The organism is Mycolicibacterium wolinskyi (assembly GCF_002101965.1).
GTDB lineage: Bacteria > Actinomycetota > Actinomycetes > Mycobacteriales > Mycobacteriaceae > Mycobacterium > Mycobacterium wolinskyi.
On record NZ_LQQA01000015.1, the window covers coordinates 359,501 to 383,126 of the forward strand.

General features: G+C 65.5%; 18 protein-coding genes and 1 pseudogene. 9 read left to right on the plus strand and 10 right to left on the minus strand.

The genetic code is table 11. The features are described 5' to 3' along the window. The first annotated feature begins 3 nt into the window (after positions 1 to 3). Genes AWC31_RS16135 through AWC31_RS16150 form a run of 4 tightly spaced genes read left to right on the plus strand, consistent with a single transcriptional unit; the run spans position 4 to position 4,696 of the window. The gene (locus tag AWC31_RS16135; RefSeq protein ID WP_085145143.1) at positions 4 to 1,626 is read left to right on the plus strand and encodes an acyl-CoA synthetase; all 1,623 of its coding nucleotides are present in this window, start codon (positions 4 to 6) and stop codon (positions 1,624 to 1,626) included. Continuing rightward, the gene (locus AWC31_RS16140) at positions 1,623 to 2,459 is read left to right on the plus strand and encodes an amidohydrolase family protein (RefSeq protein WP_085145144.1); all 837 of its coding nucleotides are present in this window, start codon (positions 1,623 to 1,625) and stop codon (positions 2,457 to 2,459) included. Before AWC31_RS16135 ends, AWC31_RS16140 begins: the two co-directional genes overlap by 4 nt. Beyond that, complete coding sequence (locus AWC31_RS16145; protein WP_085145145.1) at positions 2,460 to 3,503, plus strand: acyl-CoA dehydrogenase family protein; 1,044 nt, start codon at positions 2,460 to 2,462, stop codon at positions 3,501 to 3,503. A 2-nt stretch (positions 3,504 to 3,505) separates the two neighbouring features. Continuing rightward, on the plus strand, positions 3,506 to 4,696 hold the full coding sequence (locus tag AWC31_RS16150; protein WP_085145146.1) for an acyl-CoA dehydrogenase family protein: 1,191 nt from the start codon (positions 3,506 to 3,508) through the stop codon (positions 4,694 to 4,696). Positions 4,697 to 4,772: 76 nt separating this feature from the next. Here AWC31_RS16150 and AWC31_RS16155 read toward each other — a convergent pair whose 3' ends face one another. After that, the gene (locus tag AWC31_RS16155; protein WP_085145147.1) at positions 4,773 to 5,384 is read right to left on the minus strand and encodes a CGNR zinc finger domain-containing protein; all 612 of its coding nucleotides are present in this window, start codon (positions 5,382 to 5,384) and stop codon (positions 4,773 to 4,775) included. Positions 5,385 to 5,472: 88 nt separating this feature from the next. Between AWC31_RS16155 and AWC31_RS16160 the strand changes: the two genes are divergently transcribed. Continuing rightward, a complete protein-coding gene (locus AWC31_RS16160) occupies positions 5,473 to 6,363 on the plus strand; it encodes an alpha/beta fold hydrolase (protein WP_085145148.1) in 891 nt (296 codons plus the stop codon). A gap of 30 nt (positions 6,364 to 6,393) precedes the next feature. Here AWC31_RS16160 and AWC31_RS16165 read toward each other — a convergent pair whose 3' ends face one another. Then, positions 6,394 to 8,721, minus strand: coding sequence for an MMPL family transporter (locus tag AWC31_RS16165; protein ID WP_085145149.1), 2,328 nt, complete (start codon positions 8,719 to 8,721; stop codon positions 6,394 to 6,396). 104 nt (positions 8,722 to 8,825) lie between these two features. Here AWC31_RS16165 and AWC31_RS16170 point away from each other — a divergent pair, with 104 nt between their 5' ends. Beyond that, complete coding sequence (locus AWC31_RS16170) at positions 8,826 to 9,413, plus strand: TetR/AcrR family transcriptional regulator (protein ID WP_085145150.1); 588 nt, start codon at positions 8,826 to 8,828, stop codon at positions 9,411 to 9,413. Here AWC31_RS16170 and AWC31_RS16175 read toward each other — a convergent pair. Together AWC31_RS16175 and AWC31_RS16180 are read right to left on the minus strand one after the other, a co-directional pair. Then, positions 9,410 to 10,594 carry an amidohydrolase family protein gene (locus tag AWC31_RS16175; RefSeq protein ID WP_207626378.1) on the minus strand — a complete coding sequence of 395 codons (1,185 nt, stop codon included), beginning with the start codon at positions 10,592 to 10,594 and terminating at the stop codon, positions 9,410 to 9,412. The genes AWC31_RS16170 and AWC31_RS16175 overlap by 4 nt on opposite strands. Positions 10,595 to 10,726: 132 nt before the next feature. Continuing rightward, positions 10,727 to 11,872 (minus strand): thiolase family protein, encoded by a 1,146-nt coding sequence (locus AWC31_RS16180; protein ID WP_085145483.1) that lies wholly within the window; start codon positions 11,870 to 11,872, stop codon positions 10,727 to 10,729. 165 nt (positions 11,873 to 12,037) lie between these two features. On the opposite strand from AWC31_RS16180, the gene AWC31_RS16185 reads away from it, so the two are divergent. Further along, on the plus strand, positions 12,038 to 14,227 hold the full coding sequence (locus AWC31_RS16185; RefSeq protein ID WP_085145152.1) for a molybdopterin-containing oxidoreductase family protein: 2,190 nt from the start codon (positions 12,038 to 12,040) through the stop codon (positions 14,225 to 14,227). 41 nt (positions 14,228 to 14,268) lie between these two features. Next, positions 14,269 to 15,807: an aldehyde dehydrogenase family protein gene (locus AWC31_RS16190; RefSeq protein ID WP_085145153.1), complete on the plus strand. Its 1,539-nt coding sequence runs from the start codon at positions 14,269 to 14,271 to the stop codon at positions 15,805 to 15,807. A 32-nt stretch (positions 15,808 to 15,839) separates the two neighbouring features. Here AWC31_RS16190 and AWC31_RS16195 read toward each other — a convergent pair whose 3' ends face one another. The 3 genes from AWC31_RS16195 to AWC31_RS16205 form a co-directional block, all read right to left on the minus strand. Then, a complete protein-coding gene (locus AWC31_RS16195; protein ID WP_085145154.1) occupies positions 15,840 to 16,556 on the minus strand; it encodes a TetR/AcrR family transcriptional regulator in 717 nt (238 codons plus the stop codon). Positions 16,557 to 16,568: 12 nt separating this feature from the next. Beyond that, the gene (locus AWC31_RS16200) at positions 16,569 to 17,789 is read right to left on the minus strand and encodes a cytochrome P450 (RefSeq protein ID WP_085145155.1); all 1,221 of its coding nucleotides are present in this window, start codon (positions 17,787 to 17,789) and stop codon (positions 16,569 to 16,571) included. Between the two features lie 89 nt (positions 17,790 to 17,878). Then, positions 17,879 to 18,664, minus strand: a complete 786-nt coding sequence (locus tag AWC31_RS16205) for an SDR family oxidoreductase (RefSeq protein WP_085145156.1) — start codon at positions 18,662 to 18,664, stop codon at positions 17,879 to 17,881. A gap of 145 nt (positions 18,665 to 18,809) precedes the next feature. Here AWC31_RS16205 and AWC31_RS16210 point away from each other — a divergent pair, with 145 nt between their 5' ends. Further along, complete coding sequence (locus AWC31_RS16210) at positions 18,810 to 20,297, plus strand: aldehyde dehydrogenase family protein (RefSeq protein ID WP_085145157.1); 1,488 nt, start codon at positions 18,810 to 18,812, stop codon at positions 20,295 to 20,297. Here AWC31_RS16210 and AWC31_RS16215 read toward each other — a convergent pair. The 3 genes and pseudogenes from AWC31_RS16215 to AWC31_RS16225 all read right to left on the minus strand — a co-directional run bounded on the left by AWC31_RS16215 (position 20,281) and on the right by AWC31_RS16225 (position 23,569). Then, complete coding sequence (locus AWC31_RS16215; RefSeq protein WP_085145158.1) at positions 20,281 to 21,924, minus strand: medium-chain acyl-CoA ligase Mig; 1,644 nt, start codon at positions 21,922 to 21,924, stop codon at positions 20,281 to 20,283. The genes AWC31_RS16210 and AWC31_RS16215 overlap by 17 nt on opposite strands. A gap of 18 nt (positions 21,925 to 21,942) precedes the next feature. Continuing rightward, positions 21,943 to 22,559: pseudogene (locus AWC31_RS16220) on the minus strand (cysteine hydrolase family protein). After that, on the minus strand, positions 22,556 to 23,569 hold the full coding sequence (locus AWC31_RS16225; RefSeq protein ID WP_085145159.1) for an aromatic ring-hydroxylating oxygenase subunit alpha: 1,014 nt from the start codon (positions 23,567 to 23,569) through the stop codon (positions 22,556 to 22,558). The pseudogene AWC31_RS16220 and the gene AWC31_RS16225 overlap by 4 nt, the downstream one beginning before the upstream one ends. Between the last annotated feature and the right edge of the window lie 57 nt (positions 23,570 to 23,626).

Consider the following 23,626-nt stretch of genomic DNA (forward strand, 5'->3'; position numbering starts at 1 on the left):
ACCATGGCCGAATGGACGATCGGTGCCGTCGTCGACGCGATCGCCGAAGCGGTGCCGGACCGGGAGATGACGGTGTGCGGCGCGCGCCGCACGACATTCGCGCAGGGCGCCGACCGGACGCGGCGGCTGGCCAACTTCCTGTCCGGCCACGGGCTGGGTGCGCACCGCGAACGCGGCGAACTCGATCGCTGGGAGTGCGGACAGGACCGTGTCGCACTGATCATGCACAACGACCAATACCCCGACATGGTAATCGGCTGCCTGAAAGCGCGCACCGTCCCGGTCAACGTCAATTACTACTACTCGCCGCGCGAAGTGGCCGAACTGCTCGCCTACCTTCAGCCGCGCGCGGTGATCTGTCACCGGTCGCTGGGCGCGAAGTTCGCCGACGTGCTGCCACCACCTGGCGCGCAGCTGCTCATCTCGGTCGATGACGGGCCCGGGCCCGACCTTCCGGGTGCGGTGGGCTTGGAACATGCGTTGGCTGAGTCAGGTTCGAACTGCACGCCGCAAGCGTCCCCCGATGATCTGCTGATGATCTGTACCGGTGGAACCACCGGCCGGCCCAAGGGTGTCATGTGGCGGCAGGCCGACATCTATGTGTCCTCGATGAACGGCGCCGACCACGCCGCGGTGTCGGAAATCCACGACAAGGTCGCCAACGCGGGCCCGCCGTGGTTCGCCGTGTCACCGTTGATGCATGCCGCCGGCATGTGGACGGCCTTCTCCGGACTGCTCTCCGGACAGACCGTCGTATTGCACGACACCAAACCGAAATTCGACCCGAGCGCGGTGCTGGAAACCGCCGAGCGCGAAAAAGTCGGGCTGATGACCATGGTCGGCGATGCGTACGCGGCGCCGATTGTCGAAGAACTCGGCAGGCGGTCCTACGATCTGTCCTCGCTGTTCGCCATCGGCACCGGGGGCGCGGCAACCAACCTCAAGCACCAGCGCGCGCTGCTCGACCACATCCCGCAGATCACCCTGATCAACGGGTTCGGTTCTTCGGAGACGGGCAACATGGGGTTCGGGCACAGCCGGCGCGGCACACACGCCGAGACGTTCCAGCTGCGTACCGGCGGACTGGTGCTGGCCGAAGACTATTCGCGATTCCTCCGGCCGGGCGAGGTCGCGGTGGGGTGGGTGGCGCGCAATGGTCGGATTCCCCTGGGCTACTTCAACGACCCCGATGCCACCGCGAAGACCTTTCCCGAGGTCGAGGGTCAGCGCGTGGTCATATCCGGTGACCGGGCCGCGTTGGACGCCGACGGCACATTGCGGTTGTACGGGCGCGACTCACTGGTGATCAACACCGGCGGCGAAAAGGTCTTCGTCGAAGAAGTCGAAGAGGCACTGCGGGCGCATCCGGATGTCTCCGATGCGCTCGTGGTCGGCCGGCCGAGTGAGCGGTGGGGCGAGGAGATCGTGGCGCTGGTCGCACTGCGCGGTGGTTCTGCGGTCACGGGCGATGCGCTGCGGGAACACTGTTCGTCGCGGTTGGCGCGGTTCAAGTGCCCCAAGGATGTGCTGTTCGTCGATCAAGTCCGCAGGCTCGGCAACGGCAAGGCCGATTACCGCTGGGCCAAGTCTCACGCCGCACGTGACGACGGGAAGGTTCGAGCATGACTCCCAAAGTGATTGACTGCCTGGCCAATGTGCACTTCGGCGAGACGCAGAATCAGCCGACGTTCATGAAGAAGGTGCGCGACGACTACTTCAAGGGTCCCAAGTCGATGTATGACCCGATCGACCTGTCGGAACTCCTCGACGAGATGGACACCCACGGTGTGCAGAAAGCGATCCTGATGGATTCGCTGGCCAAACCATCGGTGACGGCGCGCAAGTTCGTCGAGGCGCACCCGGAGCGGTTCGCCCTGGCGATGGGTGGAGTCAACCTGTTGCGCCCGATCCCGTCGCTGCGTGACCTCGCCGCGGCAGCCAAAGACCTACCGGTCGCCTATGCCGTTGTGGGGCCGAGCTTCTGGGCCGATGGGCAGTATCCGCCGAGCGATGCGGTGTACTACCCGCTCTACACGAAATGTGCCGAACTCGAGCTGCCGCTGTGCGTCAACACCGGGATTCCGGGACCACCGATCCCAGGCGAGGTGCAGAACCCCATCCACCTCGACCGGGTGTGCGTGCGGTTCCCCGAACTCAAGCTGTGCATGATCCACGGGGCCGACCCGTGGTGGGACATCGCGATTCGCATGTTGATCAAGTACCAGAACCTGCGGCTGATGACGTCGGCGTGGTCGCCGAAACGATTGCCGGAGAGCCTGTTGCACTTCATGCGCACCCGTGGACACACCAAGATCATCTTCGCGTCGGACTTCCCGGTGCTGCGGATGCAGCGCGTGGTGCCGGAGGCGTTGGCACTCGACCTACCGCCCGAAGTCCTCGACAACTACCTCTACAACAACGCCGCGGAGTTCTTCTTCGGCGAGGAGAAGGAGATCTGAATGGATCGTTTCGAGTTGCGCAGGCTGGATTACAGCCTGACCGAGGACCACGTCGATCTGCAGACCGCGTACAAGCAGTTCTTCAAGACCCACTGCTCGATCGACACCGTCCGCGCCGCCGAGCCAAGCGGATTCGACAAGAGCCTGTGGGAGCGGTTGTGCGCCATGGGCGCAACGACGATGGCACTGCCGGAATCGGTTGGTGGTGACGGCGCGACGCTCGTCGACCTGACATTGGTGGCGGAGGAACTCGGCCGCTCGCTGGCACCGGTGCCATGGATCGACCACGTCGTCGCGGCACGACTCCTCGCGGCGCTCGGCGGGATGGAGTCCGACGACATCCTCAACGGAACACAGCTCGTCGCTTTCGACCCGCAGCAAGTGGCGCCCGCCGGCACTCGGCTGATCCCCGCCGGATCCATCGCCGACCACATCATCGTCCGAGACGGCAGCGACGTCGTGCGGCTGACCTTCGGCACCCGCCCAGCCAAGGTCGACAACATCGGCAAACTGCCGATGGCCTGGGTGGACCCGGCGGCCGCGGACAGCCGCACCATCGTCGCAAGCGGGCCGGATGCGCTCGCCGCCTACCAGCGCGCGTTGGACGAATGGCGGCTGCTCACCGCTGCGGCGTTGGTGGGTCTGGTCGAGGAGACCATGACGATCGCCGCGGAGTTCGCCAAAACCCGCTATACGCTGGGCGTTCCGATCTCCACGCTGCAGGCGATATCGCACCCGCTGGCCAACATGGCGATCACGGTCGAGGGCGGGCGCGGACTCTCGCGTCGCGCGGCGTGGTTTCTCGACAACGAACCCGACGAGCGTCCCGAACTCGCACCATCGGCGTTCGTGTTCATGGCCGAGGAGGCCTCGAAGGCCGCCACGATGGCCGTCCACATCCAAGGCGGCCTCGGCGTCTCGGCAGAAGCCGCCGCGACCGCCTACCTCGTCCGGGCCCGAGGCTGGGCGCTCGCAGGGGGAGATCCTGCCGCCACCGCCGTTCACATCGCCGGAATCGTCGCCGCACGCGAAAGCAAGGACTAGACATGGATTTCTCACGGGTCGAGCTCTCCGCGGAGGACGCCGCGTTCCGCGACGAGGTGCGCAGCTTTCTGGCCGCCCAGGTGACCGAGGACGTCATCCGGCGGGACCGGGAAACCGGCGACAACTTCGACGAGGGCGTGCATCTGGCGCTCGGAGCGGCCGGCTACCTGGAAAAGGAGTGGAAGGCCGAGGCGGATGGTGGGTTCAGCCGGGTACGCCGCCGGATCTGGGAACTGGAGAAGCGGCGCGCCGAAGTGCCATGGGTGACATGGGGCACCACGGCGATGGTGGCCCGTTCGGTCGCCAAATTCGGATCACCCGAACTCAAGGACGAGGTCATGCCTCGAGTGTTCGACGGCACCGTACGACTCTGTCTGGGCTACACCGAACCCGAGGGTGGTTCGGACGTCGCAACGTGCAAGACGCGGGCCGTGCGCGACGGCGACGCTTGGATCATCAACGGCTCGAAGATGTTCACCACCGGCGCGCACAACTGCCAGTACGTCTTCCTGATCACCAACACCGACCCCGAAGCGCCGAAACACAAGAGCCTGACCATGTTTCTGGTTCCGCTCGACTCGCCGGGCATCGAGATCCAGGGCATCCGGACCGTGGACGGTGACCGTACCAACATCGTCTACTACAGCGATGTGCGCGTCGACGACAAGTATCGGCTGGGCGAGGTCAACGGCGGCTGGGCGGTGGTCCGCGAGCCACTCGACGCCGAACACGGCGCGGTGGCCGCGTCTGTCGACGGACTGGCCGACGTGTCGATCATGATGCACCAGGCCGGGTTCATGGCCGAGGCTGCCGACAACGTCGCCGCGTTGGTGGGGCAACCAGATGCGAACGGCCGCCGTGGTATTGACGACACCTCCGTGGCATACCGGCTGGGCCGTAGCCACGCGCGAATGGAGGTGGCGCTGTCCAGCCCGAGCATCTTCGGTCGGGTCGCAATCGCCCAAACGATGCGTGATATCGCTCCGGACCTCATGGACATCGCCGGTTCGGTATCCGCGCTGCCGATCGGGGCCGACGGGGGAGTCGACGATCGCAGCGAGTACGTGTACCGATTCGCGCCGCTGGTGGGCATCTACGGCGGCACGCTCGAGGTGTTCCGCAACATGATCGGGCAATACGTGCTCGGGCTCGGCAAGCCGAACTATTCGCCGCCGAAGGCGAAGGCGCCCTAGCGCCAGCAGACGCGTAGGTACCCGAGAACGCGCGTTCTCGGGTACCTACGTGTCTGTTCGGCAGTGAACGGCGGCTTCAGGCGTGCTCCCGGTGGCGTGAGACTTTCTCGCGGTTTCCGCAGATCTGCATGCTGCACCAACGGCGCTTGCCGCCGCGTGACGTGTCGAGGAACAGCCATTCGCAGCGAGGGCAGGAGCGTAGCCTTTCGCGAGGCAGGCTGTAAAAGCCTTCGATCGAGAGCATCGCCAGGACGGCCGCGACGGCGTCGGGGTCTCGCCAAAGAGCAAGGGCCAGTCGGGGCCTCGTGCCGTCCAGTTTGATCGCATTACCGGCAAGCCCGCGTGCGGCTGACGTGAAGAGAACACTCAACGCCTCCGCCGCGGGCGCCCTGTCCGCCGCGATCGCCCCGAAGATCGCGGCCGATGCCTCCCGCGCCGCGTGAACCTGCTGCACGAACGGTTCATCTGATATGCCGGAGACTGCCGCGGCCTCGCGAGCGCTGGCAAGCCCCGACGCTTTGAACCAGTTTCCGATGTCGCGGGCCGATTTCAGCAACTCGTTGTCGGGTTCGGGCACGCGCCGGTCGAACACGGCATTCGCGAGGTCGAGGGCGGGGTGTCCGCCGACGAAGTGCTCGGGTACCCATTTCGTCTCTGCGTCCGACACCGATGTAACCCCATTTCGCATGTTTAGCAGTTACGGCGAACGGTAACCGCTATAACGACCTTATCCGGTAGGCGGTGCGGCCGCCACGTCCGACAAGGAGAAACAGGAAATGCACAGCTCGCGCCACAAGACCCGTCACGAAACGATCGATGTCCACGGCTTGGACATCTTCCACCGGCATGCCGGAGACCCGAACATGCCGACAGTCCTCCTGCTGCACGGCTATCCGAACTCGTCTTACGCCTATCGCAACCTCATCGAGCCGTTGGCGGAATCCGCCTATGTCGTTGCGCCGGATCTGCCGGGCTCCGGATTCTCCTCCGCGCCCTCCGGAGACGCATTCGACTACACCTTCGAGAACCTCGCCGACACGGTCGACGCCTTCCTCGATGCGCTGGGTGTCGACAGGTTCTTCCTGTTCGTCACGGATTTCGGGACGCCCGTCGGCTACCACCTCGCCACGCGCCGGCCGGACCGGATCCGTGGCCTGATCGTGCAGAACGGCAATACCCACGACGAGGGGCTCGGGCCGGACTGGGACGCTCCGAAGGCATACTTCGCCGATCCCACCGAGGAGAACCGGGCAAAGCTCACCGAATGGATGAATTTCGAGACAACCCGATACCAGTACATCGGCAACCAGCCCGAGCGCGTGGCATGCCTCTATCCTCCCGAGGGCTGGCACCTGGACTGGGAGCGCCTGTCGCGGCCGGGAATCACCGACATTCAGTTCCAGATCTTCTCCGACTACGGGTCACACATCGCGCGATTCCCGACCATCAGGTCCTACCACCGCGATCACCAGCCGCCCTGCCTTCTGTTGTGGGGCAGGCACGATCCGTTCTTCGATCTCAACGAAATCATGGCCTACAACGAGGTTCTCGAGTCGCTGGAGATCCACGTCTTCGAAAGCGGCCATCAGCTGTTGGAAACCCATCCCCACGAATGTGCCGATCTCATCGCCCGTTTCATGCTCGATGTCGAGGCCGGACGGCTGTGAGGACTGCGCCGGAGATTCACTCACCCATGCTCAGCGGTGAACCAGGCGCGATTCGGAATCGCCTGCCGACAGCTGGCGGTTGAGCTGATCACCTTCGATGTCGAGATCGGGAAGGACCCGCTCAAGGCGTTTGGGCAGCCACCAGGCATGATCGCCGAGCATCGACATCACGGCCGGCACCACGGTCATCCGCACGACGAAGGCGTCGGTCAGGACACCGAAGGCCAGCGCGAAGCCGATCTGCTTGATCATCGGGTCGGCGTTGAACACGAAGCCGGCGAACACCGACATCATGATGACGGCCGCTGCGACGACGACGCGGCTCGCCTGGGCGAACCCGTGGGTTACGGCGGCGTCGCCGCGGTGCCCGTGCACATGCGCTTCCTTCATCGACGACACCAGGAACACCTCGTAATCCATTGCGAGCCCGTAGAGGACGCCGACCACGATGATCGGCAGCAGGCTCAGGATCGGCCCGGTGGCGCTGAGGCCGAACAGCTCCTGGAACCAGCCCCATTGGAACAGCGCGGTGGTGGCGCCGAATGTGGCGAGCACACTCAGCAGGAATCCGAGGGTGGCCTTGACCGGCACGGCGATCGAGCGGAACACGACCAGCAGGACCAGCAATGAGAGGCCGACCACGACACCGATGTACAGCGGCACGGCCTCGGCGAGTCGGTCTGTGGTGTCGACACCCATCGCGGTGATGCCGGTGACACCCAGGTCGACGTTGCGCAGTTCGGCCAGCGGACCGGCGTGCGCGCGGATGTCACGGACGAGCTGTGCGGTCGCGTCGTCGGTGGGGCCGTCGGCCGGGACCACCGAGAACAACGCGAATTCCTCGTCGTCACTGACCTTTTGCAGGCTCACCGATTCGACGCCGGGCAGACGCTGGAGGTCGCCGTTGGTGCTCACCAGATCGGCGGTCGACAGCTTGGTGTTGCCGGCCGCCGGCTCGGCGACCACGATCAGCGGGCCGTTGTAGCCGTCGCCGTAGTGGGTGGCGACCAGGTCGTAGCTCTCGCGCTGTGGCGTGCCCTCGTTGTAGCTGGAGCCCGCGGGCAGCCCGAGAGACATGTTCAGTGCGGGAAGGGCCAGCAGTGCGGCGACGACGACACCGCCAATCGCGACCGGCACGCGGTGGCGCAGCACGGCGCTGACCCAGGCCGTCGCGAAGCGGTGATTCGAATTGTCTTGTGAGGATTGGTTGTTGCGAGCCTTCTCGGAGCAGATCCGCTCACCGACGAGTCCGAGCAGCGCGGGCAGCAGGGTCAGTGATGCGATGACCGCGACGACCACGGTGCCTGCCGCGGCGAGCGCCATCGGCGTCAGCAGGGAGATCCCGACCACAGTCAGCGCGACGAGCGCGATGACCACCGTCGTACCCGCGAAAACCACGGCGCTGCCCGCAGTGCCGATCGCACGGCCGGCCGCCTCGGCGGCACTCAAGCCCTTGTCGAGGATCAGGCGACGCTGCCGGTTGACGATGAACATCGCGTAGTCGATGCCGACGGCGAGGCCGAGCATCAATGCCAGAACTGCGGTCATCGACTGCATGTTGACCAAATGCGAGAACAGGAACGTTGCGCCGACACCGATGGCAACCGAGCTGAGCGCGGTGGCCAGCGGCAGGCCCGCGGCGACCAGCGAGCCGAGCGTGATGATCAGCACGAGTGCGGCGACCGCCAAGCCGATGACCTCGCCTGCGCCGACGAGTTCGGGCATTTCGACCATGCTCGCCGAGGGCAGCACGTTGATGTCGGTGTGTGCCACCGCGTCACGCGCGGCGTCGACGGTGTGCTCGACCGTGCCGGTGGGCAGCTCGGCTGTTTGCTTGTCGAACTGGAACTGGTACAGCGCAGCCGCACCGTCGGCGGAAATCAGGACGCCTGGTACCGGCTGTCCGTTCATGACCAACGGCCGAGGGGCGTCTGCGGCTGCCGGCGCGGCGGTCTGCGTCTTGGCGATCGCTGCCGACGCGGCCAGCGTCGGGCTTGCCGGACCTTTGGCGAGTTCGGCCTGGGCCAGCTTGGCCGGATCGAGCACGTGGTCGGTATGCGAAACAGCGTCGACCGCACGCAGCAGTGCGGCGCGGTTGTCGCCGTCATCCATGCGCTGACCCTCGGGCGCGGCGAAGGCGATCAGGCCTTGCCCTCCGGACGATTCCGGCATGCGCTGCGCCAGGTCGTCGATCACCTCTTGAGCGGGCGTGCCGTTGATGCGCATCTCGTTGGAGATCTTCGGCGGGTTGAGTACGAGGAACCCGGCCACGACCCCGATCAGCGCCAACCAGCTGCCGATGACGAGCCATGGGCGGCCGAACGCGAAGCGTCCCAGGCGGTATAGAAAGGTCGACATATAAGTGAGAGTAGGCTCCCAATATGGGAGTCAGCTATCATTTGTTGCCAAGCCCACCACCGGCGTACGGGCATGACCTACGCCACGTCCGTTGAACTGGAGAAATGACCGCACGTACCGATCGTCGCCGTTCAGACGCATACGCCAACGAAAGTCGAATCATCGCCGCCGCGCGCGAGATCTTCGCCGCCGACGGGGCGGCCGCCACGCTGACGCAGGTGGCGGCTCGTGCCGGGGTGGGTAATGCGACGTTGTATCGCCATTTCCCGAATCGGCAGGCGCTCGCTGCGGCGGTGTATGAGGACGTTTTCGCGACCGAGATCGAGCCGGTGGTCATGGAGTTGGTCGACAGTGACGCGCCCCGCGAGGCGTTCATCGACGTCATAGAGCGCATGGCCGAGCTCATGTACGCGCAGCGTCCGTTGCTGCCGTCGTTGGACCACCTGACCGAGCTCACGTCCCGGCTGTTCGGCAGGAAGCGTGAACTTCTCGAGGCGGTGGTGCGGCGGGGCCAGGAAGTGGGTGAGCTACGCACCGATCTCACTGTCGAGGATGTGCCCACGTTCGTCGCGATGGTGACGGCGGCCTCCGTCGCACTCGAGCAGCCCCCGGCACTACGGCGCCGCTATCTGAGCCTCATGCTCGACGCGCTCAACCCGGCCGATGCCCAACCGCTGCCGCCGTTGCCCTAGGCGCCGGCCAATACGGGAGGTTTGGCGGCCTCGGGGTCGGGGTTGGCGATCGGCAGGCCCATGAACCGTCGAGCGTTGTCACCCATGAAGTCGTAGGTCCGTCGCCGATCCATGCCCTCGGCGTATTTCCAGAATCCCTTGGGCTCGGCCAGCCCCTCCGGGTGTGGGTAATCCGAGCCGAACAGCACGCGGTCCCAGCCGACCGTCTCGACCACGTCCGACACACAGCCCTCCCAGAACGGGCTGACCCAGATGTTGCGCCGAAACACGTCATGCGGGTGTTCGGGGAAGTTCTGCGGCATTTTCTTGTACAGATCGGCGAAATCGTGGAACAGCGGGAAAATCCAACTGCTGCCGTTCTCGACGCTCGCGATACGGAGTTTGGGGAATCGCGTCAGCGTGCCGTGGCAGATCAGCGCGGTGATCATGTCGGCGATTTCGCGGTGGCCCAGCACCATCCAGCGAAAGGCGCTCTGGGTCATGAAGTTCTGCGTGGACGGCGGCTCCCACTTGCCGACGTAGTCGTCGAGCGGCGGGAAGCTGGCATGTAGCACGATCGGCAGCCCGGCGGCCTCGACGTCGCGCCAGAACGGGTCGAATTCCGGAAGCGCGGGGGAGCGCCACCCGTGCAGACCGTTGACCGGGCCAGGCTTGATCAATGCGACCTTGGCGCCGTTGGCCAAGATGTATTCCAATTCTCGTTGCGCCGCATCGACTTCGGACAAGTTGATGATCGGCGTGGAGAACACCCGGTTGTCGAAGTTGTAGGTCCAGTGCTCGAGGATCCACTCGTTGAGCGCGTGGATGATCGCGAGTGTCAGCTGTGGGTCATCGGCGCTCGAGTGCTCGACGAGGCTGCCCACCGTCGGGTAGTTGAGCGCCTCGACGACGCCCTGGCGGTCGAGTTCGGCGATGCGGTCCTCGGGGTTGCGGGTGGCCGCGGGCGCCTCGATGGCCTTGCCCTGCATCTCGCGCAAGGTCAGTCCCTCGGTGTTCTCACCGGCGAAGAACTTCTCGTGCGCGCCTGGCGCGGCGACCCGCTCGAACGTCGGGTTGGGGATGAAGTCGGTGACCCGGTTGTTGATCACGACTCGGGTCTGGCGGCCGATCTGGGCGTACTGGACGGCACGCCGGTAGCGCTCGGGAAGAAACTTCGTCAGCGCATCGCCGGTCTCGTACATGTGCTGATCGGCATCGAATATCGGTGCGTCCCTGAACTGTTCAGCCACGTCCGTGGGTTCCTTTCTCCCGCGAGCAGACGCGCGGGTACCCCGGAAAACGCATTCCGAGGTACCTGCGCGTCTGCTCGGCCATCAAAGTGTCAGGACTGTTGCGCCGGCAGTGCCTGGCGCGCCGTAGAGTTGAGCGAATCCGACCTTCGGTTCACCGGGCACCTGGCGGTCGCCGGCTTCGCCGCGGAGCTGGCGCACGAGTTCGTGGATCTGGCGCAGGCCCGATGCTCCGATCGGTTCCCCGTTGGCGATGAGCCCGCCGTCGGTGTTGACCGGAAGCGATCCGCCGATCTCGGTGGCACCGTCGGCCAGCAGCTTCTCCTGGTCGCCGTCGGCGCAGAAGCCGCACTCGGCCATGTGGATGATCTCGGCGCCGGCGTCGGTGTCCTGCAATTGCACGATGTCGACGTCTTCCGGTGCGACACCGGCCTTCTCGAATGCGGCACGTGCGGCGTACACCGTCGGCGCGACATCCTCTTCGACGGGCGCGCACGTGGTGTTGACCTCGTAGGCGCCGTAGCGGCGCGTGCGGACCTCCACGGCTTTCAGATAGACCGGCTTGTCGGTGTAGCGGTGCGCGATGTCTGCCCGGCACATCACCACCGCGGCGGCGCCTTCGTCGGGTGCGCAGAACATGTATTGGGTCAGCGGGTAATTGAGCATGGTCGAGTTGAGGATGTCGTCCTCACTGATCGGCTTGCGCCGGAAGGCGTTCGGGTTCAGCGCCCCGTTGCGGAAGTTCTTGGCCGCGACCCTGGCCAAGGTGCGCTGGGAGATGTTGTGGTCGTGCAGATAGCGGTTGGCCTTCATGCCGAAGAACTGCGTGGTGAGATACTGGCCGTTCTCGGCGTACCAGCTCGGCATCCCCACCAGTGCGGGATCCTCGGTGAACGCGCCGCGCGGGTGCTTGTCGAGGCCGACGGCGATGCCGATGTCGTAGTCGCCGAGCCGAATTCCGTCGGCGCACGCCTTGGTGGCGCTGGCTGCGGTGGCGCACGCGTTGAACACATTGGTGAACGGAATCCCCGACAGGCCGACCATGCCGACGATGGCGTCCGGGTTGGCCACCGTCCAACTGCCGCCGGTGGCGGCGCCGATGTCCTTCCACTCCACGCCGGCGTCGGCGACCGCGGCGAAGATCGCGTCGACACCCATCTGCATGGCGGACTTGCCCTCGAATCGGCCGAACGGGTGGATGCCGACTCCGATGATGGCGACGTCGTTGATCATTTGTCGGTCCCTTGTGGTGTGAAGGCGAAGGTGATGATGAGCTGGGGGTTCTCCTCGGGCCAGGTGGAGATCTCCGGCGCCAAAGCCTTCTGCATACGTCGAATCCTCCCTGTTCAACCGAAACGGTGAAGCAACTGTAACTCTTACAGTAACCTAGTCCCGGTGATCGAGGGCAAGGCCGAGCACAAAGCCACGTTCTGCCGAATCTGCGAGCCGTTGTGCGGCATGATCGCCACCGTCGAGGACGGCCGGTTGACCGCATTGCGGCCGGACAAGGACCATCCGCTGTCGGCAGGCTTCGCGTGCCAGAAGGGCATCGCGTTCGCCGAGGTGGTCAACGATCCCGACCGCGTCACCACACCGTTGCGCCGGACCGATTCCGGATTCGTGCCCGTTGGCTGGGACGAAGCGCTCGACGACATCGCGGCCAGGCTCACGCGCATCCACCGCAGGCACGGTTCTGGTGCGGTGGCCTGGTACATGGGCAATCCCGCGGCGTTCAGCTACTCGCATCTGTTCGCGGCCATCGCGTTCGCCAAGGGGATCGGTCCGGACAGTCATTTCTTCAGCTCGTCGACCCAGGACACGAGCAGTCGGCTGCTGGCCAACCAATTCCTCTACGGTGCACCGTTTCCGGTGCCGATACCCGATCTGATGCGCACCGACCTGCTGGTCATGCTCGGTGCGAACCCCGTGGTGTCGCACGGGAGCTTCCTGACGGCGCCGCGCATCAAGGACCGCATGCACGACATCGTCAAGCGCGGCGGACGTGTCGTCGTCGTCGATCCAAGACGAAGCGAGACGGCCGCCCAATTCGAATGGTTCGGCATCGTTCCCGACTCCGACGCGTACCTGCTGCTGTCGCTGCTGCACGTGCTGTTCACCGAAGGCCTCGTCGATCGGCTCGCCCGCGCACAGGCCGGCGGGCTGGACTGGCTGCAGGCGCAGTGCGCGCCGTTCAGCCCGGAGGCCACGAGTCGCCGCACCGGCATCCCCGCCGACACTGTGCGAGCGTTGGCGCGTGACCTCGCGGGCACCGAACGTGCCGCCGTCTACGGGCGACTCGGCACGTGCGTCGGCCGCAGCGGCACGCTCACCACCTACCTGATCGACGCGGTCAACCTCGCCGCGGGCAACCTCGACGTCCCCGGCGGCAGTGTCTTCAGCACCCTCGGAATGCCCGGGCAGAAGTGGGGTTCGATGGCGATGGGCGCGTCGCTTCGGCGCAGCTACCGGCGCAAACGCACGCGCGTCGGCGGCTTCCGCTCGGTCATCGGCGCCGAGCCCGCCGCGCTGATGGCCAAGGAGATCTCCACGCCGGGCCGGCGACAGATCAAGGCGATGTTCATCAGCGCGGGCAACCCCGTGCTGTCGGTACCCAACGGCGACGAACTCGAGGCGGCGTTCGCCGAACTCGACCTGTCGGTGGGCTTGGATCTTTACGTCAACGAGACGACCGCGCACTGCGACTACGTGCTGCCGGTCACCTCGATGTACGAACGCGACGACTTCGCGGTGACGTTCCAGATGTTCCAGGCGACCCCGTTCCGGCAGGCGACCGATGCCGTCGTGGCGCCGCCCGGTCAGGCGCGCACCGAATGGGACATCATCGCCGACTTGATCGGCCGAACCGCCATCCGCACACCGGTTTTCACCGCGTTGCGATGGGCCGCCAAGGTCGCTGCCCGCCGGGGCAAGCGGCTGAGCCCCCGTCCGGCGATCGACGTGATGATTCGGCTGTCGGAGGGCGGAGACCGGTTCGGACTTCGCCGCGGCGGGTTGACGTTTCGCCGGCTGATCGATCGTCACCCGCACGGCGTGGTGGTCGCACCCGAGATTCGTACCGGAGTACTGGGAGCCGTGGTGGTGTACCCGAAGGGGCGGGTTCGGCTTGCCCACGAAGACATCGCCACGGAGATCTCGGCCCTCGCAACGCGGAGCCAGCCGCCCGGTTACCCGTTGCGGATGATCGGCATGCGGGAGCCGCGCTCGGAGAACTCGTGGCTGCACAACTCACCGCTGCTGATGCGGGGCAAGCGGGTTCAGTATGCGCTCATGCATGCCGATGACGCGGCCGCACGGCAGTTGTCGGACGGTGACGAGGTATGTGTGCGGTCGCCGTACGGCCAGATCGCCATTGCTGTTTCGCTGACCACCGATATCGTTCCGGGAACGGTGGCCATCCCGCACGGCTGGGGGCACAAGGGCAGCGGTGGCTGGCAGATCGCCAACCGGGCCGGCGGGGCCAATGTCAACAGACTGATGTCCAGCGACCCGGCCGATGTCGAAGCATTGGCCGGAATGTCGTGGCTGACCGGGGTGCCAGTGCAGGTGGAGCCGTCCCGTTCCTGATACCGTAAGCATTACGGTTACGAGGTGCTCTGGAGGTAGTCGTGAGTGAAGCCGTGGCCGCAGCCACGAGCGTGGACGTCGGTGTTCGTGCGGCCGGCCGCGCCGAGAAACGAATGTTGATCGACGGCGTGCTGTTGGCCGCTGCGTCGGGCGCTGAGTTCGACAACATCAGTCCCGCAACAGGTCTCGTCCTCGGTCAGACGTCGGCGGCAGGTCCAGAGGACATGGACAAGGCGATCTCGGCGGCACGCCGTGCGTTCGACGAGTCGGACTGGTCGACCAATCGCACGCTGCGACAGCGTGCGCTGCTTCAGTTGCAGGACGCACTGGAGGACGAAAAGGAAGACCTGCGTGAGGAATTGATCGCCGAGGTGGGGTGCCCGGTGATGACGACGCAGAACGCGCAGCTCGACTGGCCGCTCGCCGACGCGCTCCACTATCCGTCGAAGCTGATCGATGAGTTCGAGTGGGAACGCACCCTCGGCGACGGAGGCCTGTTCGGCGAGCGCAACGCCCGCACCGTCGTCAAGGAGCCGGTCGGCGTGGTCGCGGCCATCACGCCGTCCAATTTTCCGATCGAAGTCATCCTCAACAAGCTCGGTCCGGCGCTGGCCGCGGGTAATACCGTGGTGCTCAAACCGGATCCCAACACGCCATGGAATGCGACGCGGATCGGACGGCTCATCGCCGAGCGCACCGACATCCCACCCGGGGTCGTCAACGTGGTGCCAACGCCGTCCAACGAGGTCGCCGGATTGCTCGGCACCGATCCCCGGGTCGACATGGTGTCGTTCACGGGTTCGACGGCGGTCGGCAAGCACCTCATGCGGATGGGTGCCGACACCATGAAGCGCACTTTCCTTGAGCTGGGCGGCAAGTCGGCGATGATCGTGCTCGACGACGCCAACCCCGCGCACATCATCCCGGGTGCGGTCGGCGCGTGCGTGCACGCCGGCCAGGCGTGTGCGGCCAACACCCGCATGCTCGTGCACCGATCGCTGTTCGAAGAGGCCGTCGCCAACGTGACGATGGCGTTCGGCGGGGTTCCCGTCGGCGACCCCGCACTGCCCACCACGCTGGTCGGTCCGGTGATCAGCGCGGCGCAGAAACAGCGCGTGTTGGACGCGTGCGATCACGCTCGCCGCGACGGCGCTGAGATCGTGGTCGGCGGAGGCGCGTTCGAAGATCTGCCACCCCATCTCGCCGACGGCCACTTCGTGGCGCCCACGGTGATCGTCGGTGCCGATCCGCGCTCGGCGATCGCGCAGGACGAGGTGTTCGGACCGGTGCTCGTCATGATCCCGTTCGATGACGACGGCGACGCGGTGCGGCTGGCCAATGACAGCGCGTTCGGACTCGCGGGCGCGGTGGTCTCTGCGTCGGCGGAACGCGCCATGGGCATCGCCCGACGGATACGCACCGGAGCCATCGGTGTCAACGGCGGCATGTACTACGGGGCCGACGCACCGTTCGGCGGCTACAAGAACAGCGGCGTCGGCCGGCAGTGCGGCATCGAAGGCTTCGCGCAGTACACCGAGACCAAGACCATCGGGTGGCGGCGACCGCGAGGGCAGGGCTGATCTCCCGCGAGCAGACGCTGGTGTACCCGCAATCAAGAGTTTTCGGGTACCGCCGCGTCTGTTCGCGACAACTGTTGAGCGCGATCGAGGATGCTGTCGAGGATATGGTCGAAGTTCGCGTCGTCGGCCATGCCGATCCGATAGCCGTGGCCGGGTATCGACGAGATCAGCGGCATGGACTCGGGATCGAGGACCTGCTCCCAGTATTCGCGGGGGAGCTGAGTTTTCGTCGACTTGGTCGCGAGCCGGTGCAGGACTGCTGAGCTACGGACGAGAACCGAAATCGCGGTATAGGTCTCGAGAGCCTGGTGTGGCGTCAGGCCGGCGCGCACCAGCGCGGCCACGGGTTGCTCGATCTTCTCCAGCGCGTGTCGCGCGGCGGGGGTGCTGCCGGTGCCGCGGATCAGGATCAGATCGCACAGGATCGGGTTGCGCTGGAACGTCTCCCGCATCCGATGCGCGTGTGCGCGTAAGGATTCGCGCCATGAGCCGGCGTCGATGGACAGCACGCTGAAGTCGTATTCGGTGAGCGCACGCTCGGTCATCGCATCGAGCAGGTCGTCCTTACGGCGGAAGTACCAGTAGATGCTGGTGACGCCCACGTCGAGGTGCTTGGCGAGTTGCGGCATGCTGAGGTTGTCGACCGACACCTCATGCGCGATATCGAATGCGCCGCGCAGGATCTCGTCGACGCTGATCGAACCGCGTTCCCGCCGCGGACGTCCGCCATTTGTCGCGGGTGTGGCCATGTCAGACGTGTCTCAGGCGACCGGTTCGAATGTGACCGGTATGGCGGTGGGGGACCGGAACGGTTGGCCGAAGATGTGCGGGTCGTCGTCGGTGACGAGCCGGATGTCGGTGACTCGGTTGAGCAGGCTTTCCATCGCGACCCGGGTCTCCATCCGCGCCAGATGCAGACCCATGCAGGTGTGTTCGCCTGCGGCAAACGTGATGTGGGGAACGCGTTTACGGAAGATGTCGAATTCCTCGGCACGCTCCCAGCGTTTTTCGTCGCGGTTGGCCGATCCGATGCAGACGTCGATCACCGCACCCGCCGGGAGCTCGACACCCTCCAGTACGGTGTCCTGGTTGGCGGACCGCTGCACCGTGGTCAGCGGGGTCTCGTACCGTAGCCCTTCCTCGATCGCCTGACCGATGAGCTCATGATCGTTCTGCACGGCGGTGAATTGTTCGGGATGGGTGAGCAGCAGGTAGAGCAGATTGCCCGACGACCGATACGTGGTTTCCAGCCCGGCGGGCAGCAGCAGCCTCAGAAACGAGTAGATGGCCTCGTCGGTCAGCTTCTCGCCGTCGATCTCGGCCGTGACCAGGTCGCCGATGATGTCGTCGGTGGGCTTGGACCGGCGCCGTTCGATCTGGGTGATGAAGTAGTCCTTCAACGCGGCCGAGGCCTCGAACGCGCGCTTGTACTTGACGGTGTAGCTGATCAATTCGACCGCACGCTGACGGAACCACGGCAGGTCCTCTTCGGGCAGGCCAAGTAACTTCGAGATCACCCGGGTGGGGAACTCGAATGTGTAATCACGGACGAGATCGGCGCTGCCCGCCGAGACGAACTCGTCGACAAGCGCTTCACAGATCGGCCGCACGATCTCGGGCTCCCAGCGCTGCAACGACCTTGCCTTGAATGCCGCCGAGACCAGGTTGCGGTGATCGCGATGCGTCTTGCCTTCCATCGCGAGGATGCTCGGCCCGATGAACAACCCGATGGTGCTGTCATAGATCTTCGAATTGAAGGTTTTGCCGTCCCGGAACACTGTGTTGACGGCGTCGAACGATACTGCGGCGTACTGATGCTCGGGCAGCATCGAGGCCGGTGTCTTGGACCAGTCCATCACCGATCCGCGGAACACCCCGTGCTCGGCGCGGTGCCGGGCGAAGATCGGATACGGATCGCGCAGGAGGTTGTCCGCGGCTTCTCTGACGGATTCTTTCGGGCTGTCCTGCACTTGGCTCTCCACTGCTCACCCCGCAACTCGCAACCGACCGACTGTGCCAAGAATATTACTGTAATTCTTACAGTAAGAAAATCGAAGCGCGTTTTGCGTCCTCAGAGCGCTATCGGGACACCGCCCGTCATGGCCGCGATGAAGCCGGCGTCGACCTGGATGTCCTGGCCGTTGATCCATCGCGATTCCGGGGACGCCAAGAACGCGATCAGGGGCACGACGTCGTCGACCGTGGCATGCCTGCCGACCGTCGACCGCACCATGTCGAGGACGTCCTTGCCCATGGTCTGCTCGAAGTCGGCGAGGATGGGCGTCTCGACGGGGCCCGGGCTCACCGTGTTGACGCGCACCCCGTACTTGCTCCATGCCGGGCCCGCGATCCGCTTGGCGAACAGGATCGCGGCCTGCTTGGAGGTTGTGTACACGGGGAAATCCGGGTCCTGGCCGGCCTGCCACCGTTCCACATCCTCACCCGCGGTGAGCTCGAGCAATCCGGTCAGGATGTCGATGCGCTGCTCCCAGCCGAGTGCCGCCGTCGAGGCGACCCCGATGATGGACCCGCCCTGACGCAACAGCGGCAGCATCCCTTCGGTCATCAGCCGCATGCCCAGGTAGTTGACCCGCAGGACATCGGCTGGGGGCGCGGTGCCCGGAACGCCGGCCACATGTGCGAGGACGTCCCAGCCGCCGCCGATCTCGCCGAGGAGTGCCGTGATGCTGTGCGCGTCGCGCAGGTCGCACGTGAGGTGCTGTGACGCCGGAGTGTTGTTGGGGCGCAGGTCGACTGCGAGCACGTGGTCGCCGCGGTCGTGGAAGTGCGCCGCCGCGGCGGCGCCGATTCCGGATCCGGCTCCGACGACTACGACCCTGCGCGCGGTTTCCGACATGCCACCATTCCTCACTGAAGTTACGACAGTAGGGAAAACTGTAAACAATTCCGGTTGGGCGGACAAACATATTCGTCGTGGCTGCCCGGTGCTACCGTTAGCCTTACCGGATGGTCCTACAGACTTCGAGGAGGAGCCGCCACCGATGAGCGCGATCGAAGAACGTACGGCCGTGGGCTCTCGGCCGACCGGGCTCGGCGGCCTACTCGCGGTGCAGCGCGAAGCCTTCATCGCAGACGGTCCGCCGGATGTTGCGCTGCGCCGCAACCGGATTGACCGCTTGATGGCCATGATTCTCGACAACTGCGAGGACTTCGTCAGCGCCACCGCGTCCGACTATGGTTCACGGTCGAAGTCAGCGGCGTTCTTCGCCGAGATACTCGGCATGATCTCGGTGATCGAACACACCAGATCCAATGTGCCGCAATGGATGCGCTCCACCAGGCTGATGCGGGCAGCCCGGCTGGCGCGGTTGCGTGCCGAGGTGGTGCCGTCACCTCTCGGCGTGGTGGGAATCATCGGGCCGTGGAACTTCCCTGTGCAGCTGACAGTGCTGCCAGCGGCTGCGGCCTTCGCGGCAGGCAACCGCGTGATGATCAAGATGTCGGAGGTCACCCCGAACACCGCTGAACTGATGGCGGCCACCGCGCCGCGGTATTTCGACGAGCGTGAGCTCGCGATCGTCACGGGCGGGGCAGACGTGGCAGCCGAATTCGCCGGCTTGCCGTTCGACCACCTTTTCTTCACGGGTTCACCGGCGATCGGGGCGCTCGTGCAGCAAGCGGCGGCCCGCAACCTCGTCCCGGTCACGCTCGAACTCGGCGGCAAGAATCCGGTGGTCGTGGCGCCCGGTGCCGATATCGCTCGGGCGGCGAGCCGAATCGCCCAGGGCCGTATGGTCAACGGTGGCCAGGTGTGTGTGTGCCCGGATTACGTTTTCGTTCCCGACGCGCGCGTCGACCAGTTCGCCGACGTCGCGCGCCGGACTTTGAGTTCGATGTTCCCGACCATCGTGGACAACGGCGATTACTGCTCGTCGGTCAATCAGGCCAACTTCGACCGGATCGTCGGCCTGATCTCCGACGCCCGGGCACATGGTGCCCGCATCGATTCCGTCGTCCCCGCCGGGGAGACCCTGCCCGATCCGGTGTCGCGAAAGATCGCACCGACCATCATCCGCGACGTCGATGACCGCATGCGCATCGCCGAAGAGGAAGTGTTCGGACCCGTTCTCGCGGTACGCGGCTACTCGGCTCTCACCGACGCGATCGACTACATCAACGCGCGCCCGTCGCCGTTGGTGGCGTACTGGTTCGGACCAGACGACGACGACTTCCGCCGTTTCGTCGCGCGCACGCGCAGTGGTGGAGTCGCCCGCAACGACTTTGCCGCCCACATGATTCCGTCGTCAGCTCCGTTCGGTGGAGTCGGCCGCAGCGGAATGGGCGCCTACCACGGCAAGGCCGGGTTCGACGCGTTCAGCCACTACCGCACGGTTGTGGGCAGCGACCTGCCGTTCAGCATCACCGCGCGCGCCGCCCAGCCGTTCACCGCTTCGATGCGGGTCAGCGCCGATCTCGCGCTGCGCCGGGCCCGCAGCCGAACCAGCAGTCGTCTCAGGAAGTTTCGCTGACCGCCTGCTCGCGGGCCCATCGATAGTCGGCTTTGCCTGCTGGGCTGCGCTCGATCGACGGCCGGAACACCACGGCCTTGGGCAGTTTATAGCGGGCGATGGACTTCTCGGCGTGGCGGACGAGCTCGTCGGCATCTACCGGCGTTGCATCGTCGGCCAACGCGACGATCGCGACCACTTCCTGTCCCCACCGTTCGCTCGGGCGGCCGGCCACCACGACATCGCGAACCGCGGCATGCGATGCGATGGCCGCCTCGACCTCCTCGGCGAAGATCTTCTCGCCGCCGGAGTTGATGGTGACCGACTCCCGCCCGAGCAGCTCGATGATGCCGCTGTCGAGGTGGCGCGCCCGGTCGCCGGGAACCGCATACCGCACCTCGTCGATCACCGGGAATGTCGCGGCCGTCTTGGCGGCGTCGCCTTTGTAGCCGAGGGGGACGTAGCCTCGCTGCGCGAGCCACCCCAGGCCGTCGTGGCCGGGCGCGAGGACCGCGGTGAAATCCTCGGTGACGACACAGGTGTCGGGGCCAGGGTTGAACGTGCCGGTCGAGACTGCACCGGGTGCCGACATGTGGCTCATCTGCGCACCGGTTTCCGACGATCCCACCCCGTCCACCACGATGAGATTCGGTTTGGCATCGATGAGTTGCTGCTTCACATGCGGCGTCAGTTGGGCTCCGCCGTTGGCGACGACTGAGAGCGTCGACACGTCGGCGATCCCACTGCGGATGGCATCGACGAGAGGCCGGGCCATGGCGTCGCCCACGACCGTTGCGACCAGGACCTGCTCGCGTTCGATGGTGCGCACGACGTCATCGACGTCGAATCGGTCGACGACACTGGGGAACACCAGCGTCTGTCCGGTGGTCACCGCGGTCATCGCGGCCCATTGAGCCGCGCCGTGGATCAGCGGCGGCAGGATCATCAACTTGGTGCCCGGGTTCTCTGCTGCCCTGGTGACGATCTCATCGACCGACTGCGCTTTGTCGCCGGTCATCATGTTCCGGCCACCGAATGCGGTCATGAAGATGTCATGCTGGCGCCACAGCACGCCCTTGGGCATCCCTGTGGTGCCGCCGGTGTAGAGGACGTAGAGATCGTCGGGGGAGGGCTCGACAGGCGGAGGAGCGGCGTCGCGCGTGACGACGGACTCGTAGTCGACCGCACCGTACAGCAGGTCGTTGCCGGAGTCGTCGGCGATCTGGATGAGCACCCGCAGTGCGGGCAGCTCCGGCAGGATTTCGGCGACCCGGGGCGCGAACGTCGCATGGTAGACGAGTGCGGTGGCCCCGGAATCGTCCAGCAGATACTGCAGTTCGTTCTTGACGTAGCGATAGTTGACGTTGAACGGGGCGACCCTGGCGCGGAACGACCCGAGCATCGACTCGACGTACTCGGGCCCGTTGTGGGCGTAGATGCCGAGCAGATCCTGGCCCACCTCGTGGCCGGGCAGGGCGCCGCGCTCGGTGTGGGCGCCCAGTCCCCGGGAATGCAGGTAGGCGGCGAGCCGGTTCGATCGTTCGACGATCTGGCGGTACGTGTAGTGCCGGTTGCCCTGGGCGATGAGCGGGCGGTCCGGGATGGCGGCGGCGACGGCTTCGGCTACAGCTGGGACGGTGAACAGCACATGGTCTCCTTGAGTGGGTCAGCGCTGCCAAGCCTGCAGCAGTTCATCTGTGGTGGTGACGGTAGCCAGCAGGGCCAGGGTGTTGTCAATGACCGCATCGGCATACGCGGTGGGTATCCCGGCGACGGCATCTCGGGGAAGCACCACGCGGTACCCGGCATTGACCGCATCCATCACCAGGTTGATGATCGCGACATTCACCGAAACCCCGACGGCCACGATCGTCGTCACGCCGAGGTTGCGCAGGATCGGATCGAGATCGGTGCCACCCATGGGGCCAAGGCCGTGCCACCGCGACAACACGAGATCGGTTGGTTCCGGACCGAATTCGGGTAACAACGTGGCGCCGGGGTGCCGGGCACGATGCCGACATCGGCGCGGCCGATGGCGAAGATCTTGGCGTTGTGGTTGGAGCCGAGCCCGTCCTGGCGCCGCTGGACCAGGCAGTGCACAACGTGCGCGGACGCCGCGCGGGCTGCCGGCAACAGTCGCCCGATGTTGGGTAGTGCGACCCGTCGCGCTTCGTCGGCGAGTGCGGCGAGTCCGGCATCGGGGCCGACCACTGCTCCCTGACATTCCTGCGTGACGATCGCGGTGTGCCCGGGTGCGACGAGCGCTCTCAGGTCAGGCTTCATACGTGGACGGGTACGTCGGCCGGCGGTACCTCATAGAACTGCGTGGCCCACTTGCGCATGGCCATATAGGGTTTCGCGTCGATCTTCGCCAGTGGCGGATGCTCGACGTACTTCTGGTAACGCCAGATGTCGCAGTCCTCCCACACGGTTTTGAGAAACTGCTTTTCGACCTGTTTGCGCACCTGTTCTGGCGGGATGTCGGAAGTCTCGCCGGGGAGCTTGGGCCACCAGATCGAATAGAACATGTCCGACACCTCATCGTCGACCGGTGTGCAGGCGAAGATCAGCCGGTGATTCGACGAGCCTTCGAACGCGCTCATCGCAAAGCCGAGCCCGGAGAAGTGGCTGTGAATACGCAGTGCCATCTTGTCGGGATCGTCGCTGCGTGCATCGGGCCAGCCGGTGAGAAACCGCCATTCCTCGTCCACGTGCTCCCAATGCAGGCACACCGGCGTCACGGTGGCGCCGTGCACGTAGCGGAAATGTGAACTGTCCGGGCCGTTTTCAGCGACGATCTGCGGGTGCACCGGGATGGCGTCGGCACGGCTGGAGAACTCGGGGTAGGGCCGGTAGTAGGCATTCGGGTCGGTCTCGAACTGCGGAAACTTGTGAAAGATGTCGGGCAGCTCCCACTGCGGCGGCTTCCCGTCGGGCTGGTACCACATGAAGATGCACCCATATTGCTCCTTGACCGGGTACGACCGCAGTCGCAGGCCGCGGTTGGGACGGTCGGGCTGATAGGGAATGTAGGTGTTGTTGCCCTCCGGTCCCCACCGCCACCCGTGGAACGGGCATTCGACGCAGTCGCCGACGACCTTGCCGCCGTGCCCGATGTGGGCGCCGAGATGCTTGCAGTGCGCTTCCAACACATGCAACTCGCCGGCCTCGTCGCGATACGCCGCCAGGTCTTCGCCGAAGTACTTCAGCGCCTTGACGTCACCGACCTCGAACTCGGCTGACCAGCCGATCATGAACCAGCCGGTGACCTTCCAGGTGAACGGCACCTTCATGCCAGCTGCCTCCCGTGTTCCATTGCTCCCGCGATAGGTACGGAAGACATTACAGTA

Bases quoted from the DNA above. Each gene is read 5' to 3' on its own strand.
- AWC31_RS16135 (WP_085145143.1), top strand. From the start codon at position 4: ATGGCCGAATGGACGATCGGTGCCGTCGTCGACGCGATCGCCGAAGCG.
- AWC31_RS16140 (WP_085145144.1), top strand. From the start codon at position 1,623: ATGACTCCCAAAGTGATTGACTGCCTGGCCAATGTGCACTTCGGCGAG.
- AWC31_RS16145 (WP_085145145.1), top strand. From the start codon at position 2,460: ATGGATCGTTTCGAGTTGCGCAGGCTGGATTACAGCCTGACCGAGGAC.
- AWC31_RS16150 (WP_085145146.1), top strand. From the start codon at position 3,506: ATGGATTTCTCACGGGTCGAGCTCTCCGCGGAGGACGCCGCGTTCCGC.
- AWC31_RS16155 (WP_085145147.1), bottom strand. From the start codon at position 5,384: ATGCGAAATGGGGTTACATCGGTGTCGGACGCAGAGACGAAATGGGTA.
- AWC31_RS16160 (WP_085145148.1), top strand. From the start codon at position 5,473: ATGCACAGCTCGCGCCACAAGACCCGTCACGAAACGATCGATGTCCAC.
- AWC31_RS16165 (WP_085145149.1), bottom strand. From the start codon at position 8,721: ATGTCGACCTTTCTATACCGCCTGGGACGCTTCGCGTTCGGCCGCCCA.
- AWC31_RS16170 (WP_085145150.1), top strand. From the start codon at position 8,826: ATGACCGCACGTACCGATCGTCGCCGTTCAGACGCATACGCCAACGAA.
- AWC31_RS16175 (WP_207626378.1), bottom strand. From the start codon at position 10,594: ATGTACGAGACCGGCGATGCGCTGACGAAGTTTCTTCCCGAGCGCTAC.
- AWC31_RS16195 (WP_085145154.1), bottom strand. From the start codon at position 16,556: ATGGCCACACCCGCGACAAATGGCGGACGTCCGCGGCGGGAACGCGGT.
- AWC31_RS16205 (WP_085145156.1), bottom strand. From the start codon at position 18,664: ATGTCGGAAACCGCGCGCAGGGTCGTAGTCGTCGGAGCCGGATCCGGA.
- AWC31_RS16210 (WP_085145157.1), top strand. From the start codon at position 18,810: ATGAGCGCGATCGAAGAACGTACGGCCGTGGGCTCTCGGCCGACCGGG.
- AWC31_RS16225 (WP_085145159.1), bottom strand. From the start codon at position 23,569: ATGAAGGTGCCGTTCACCTGGAAGGTCACCGGCTGGTTCATGATCGGC.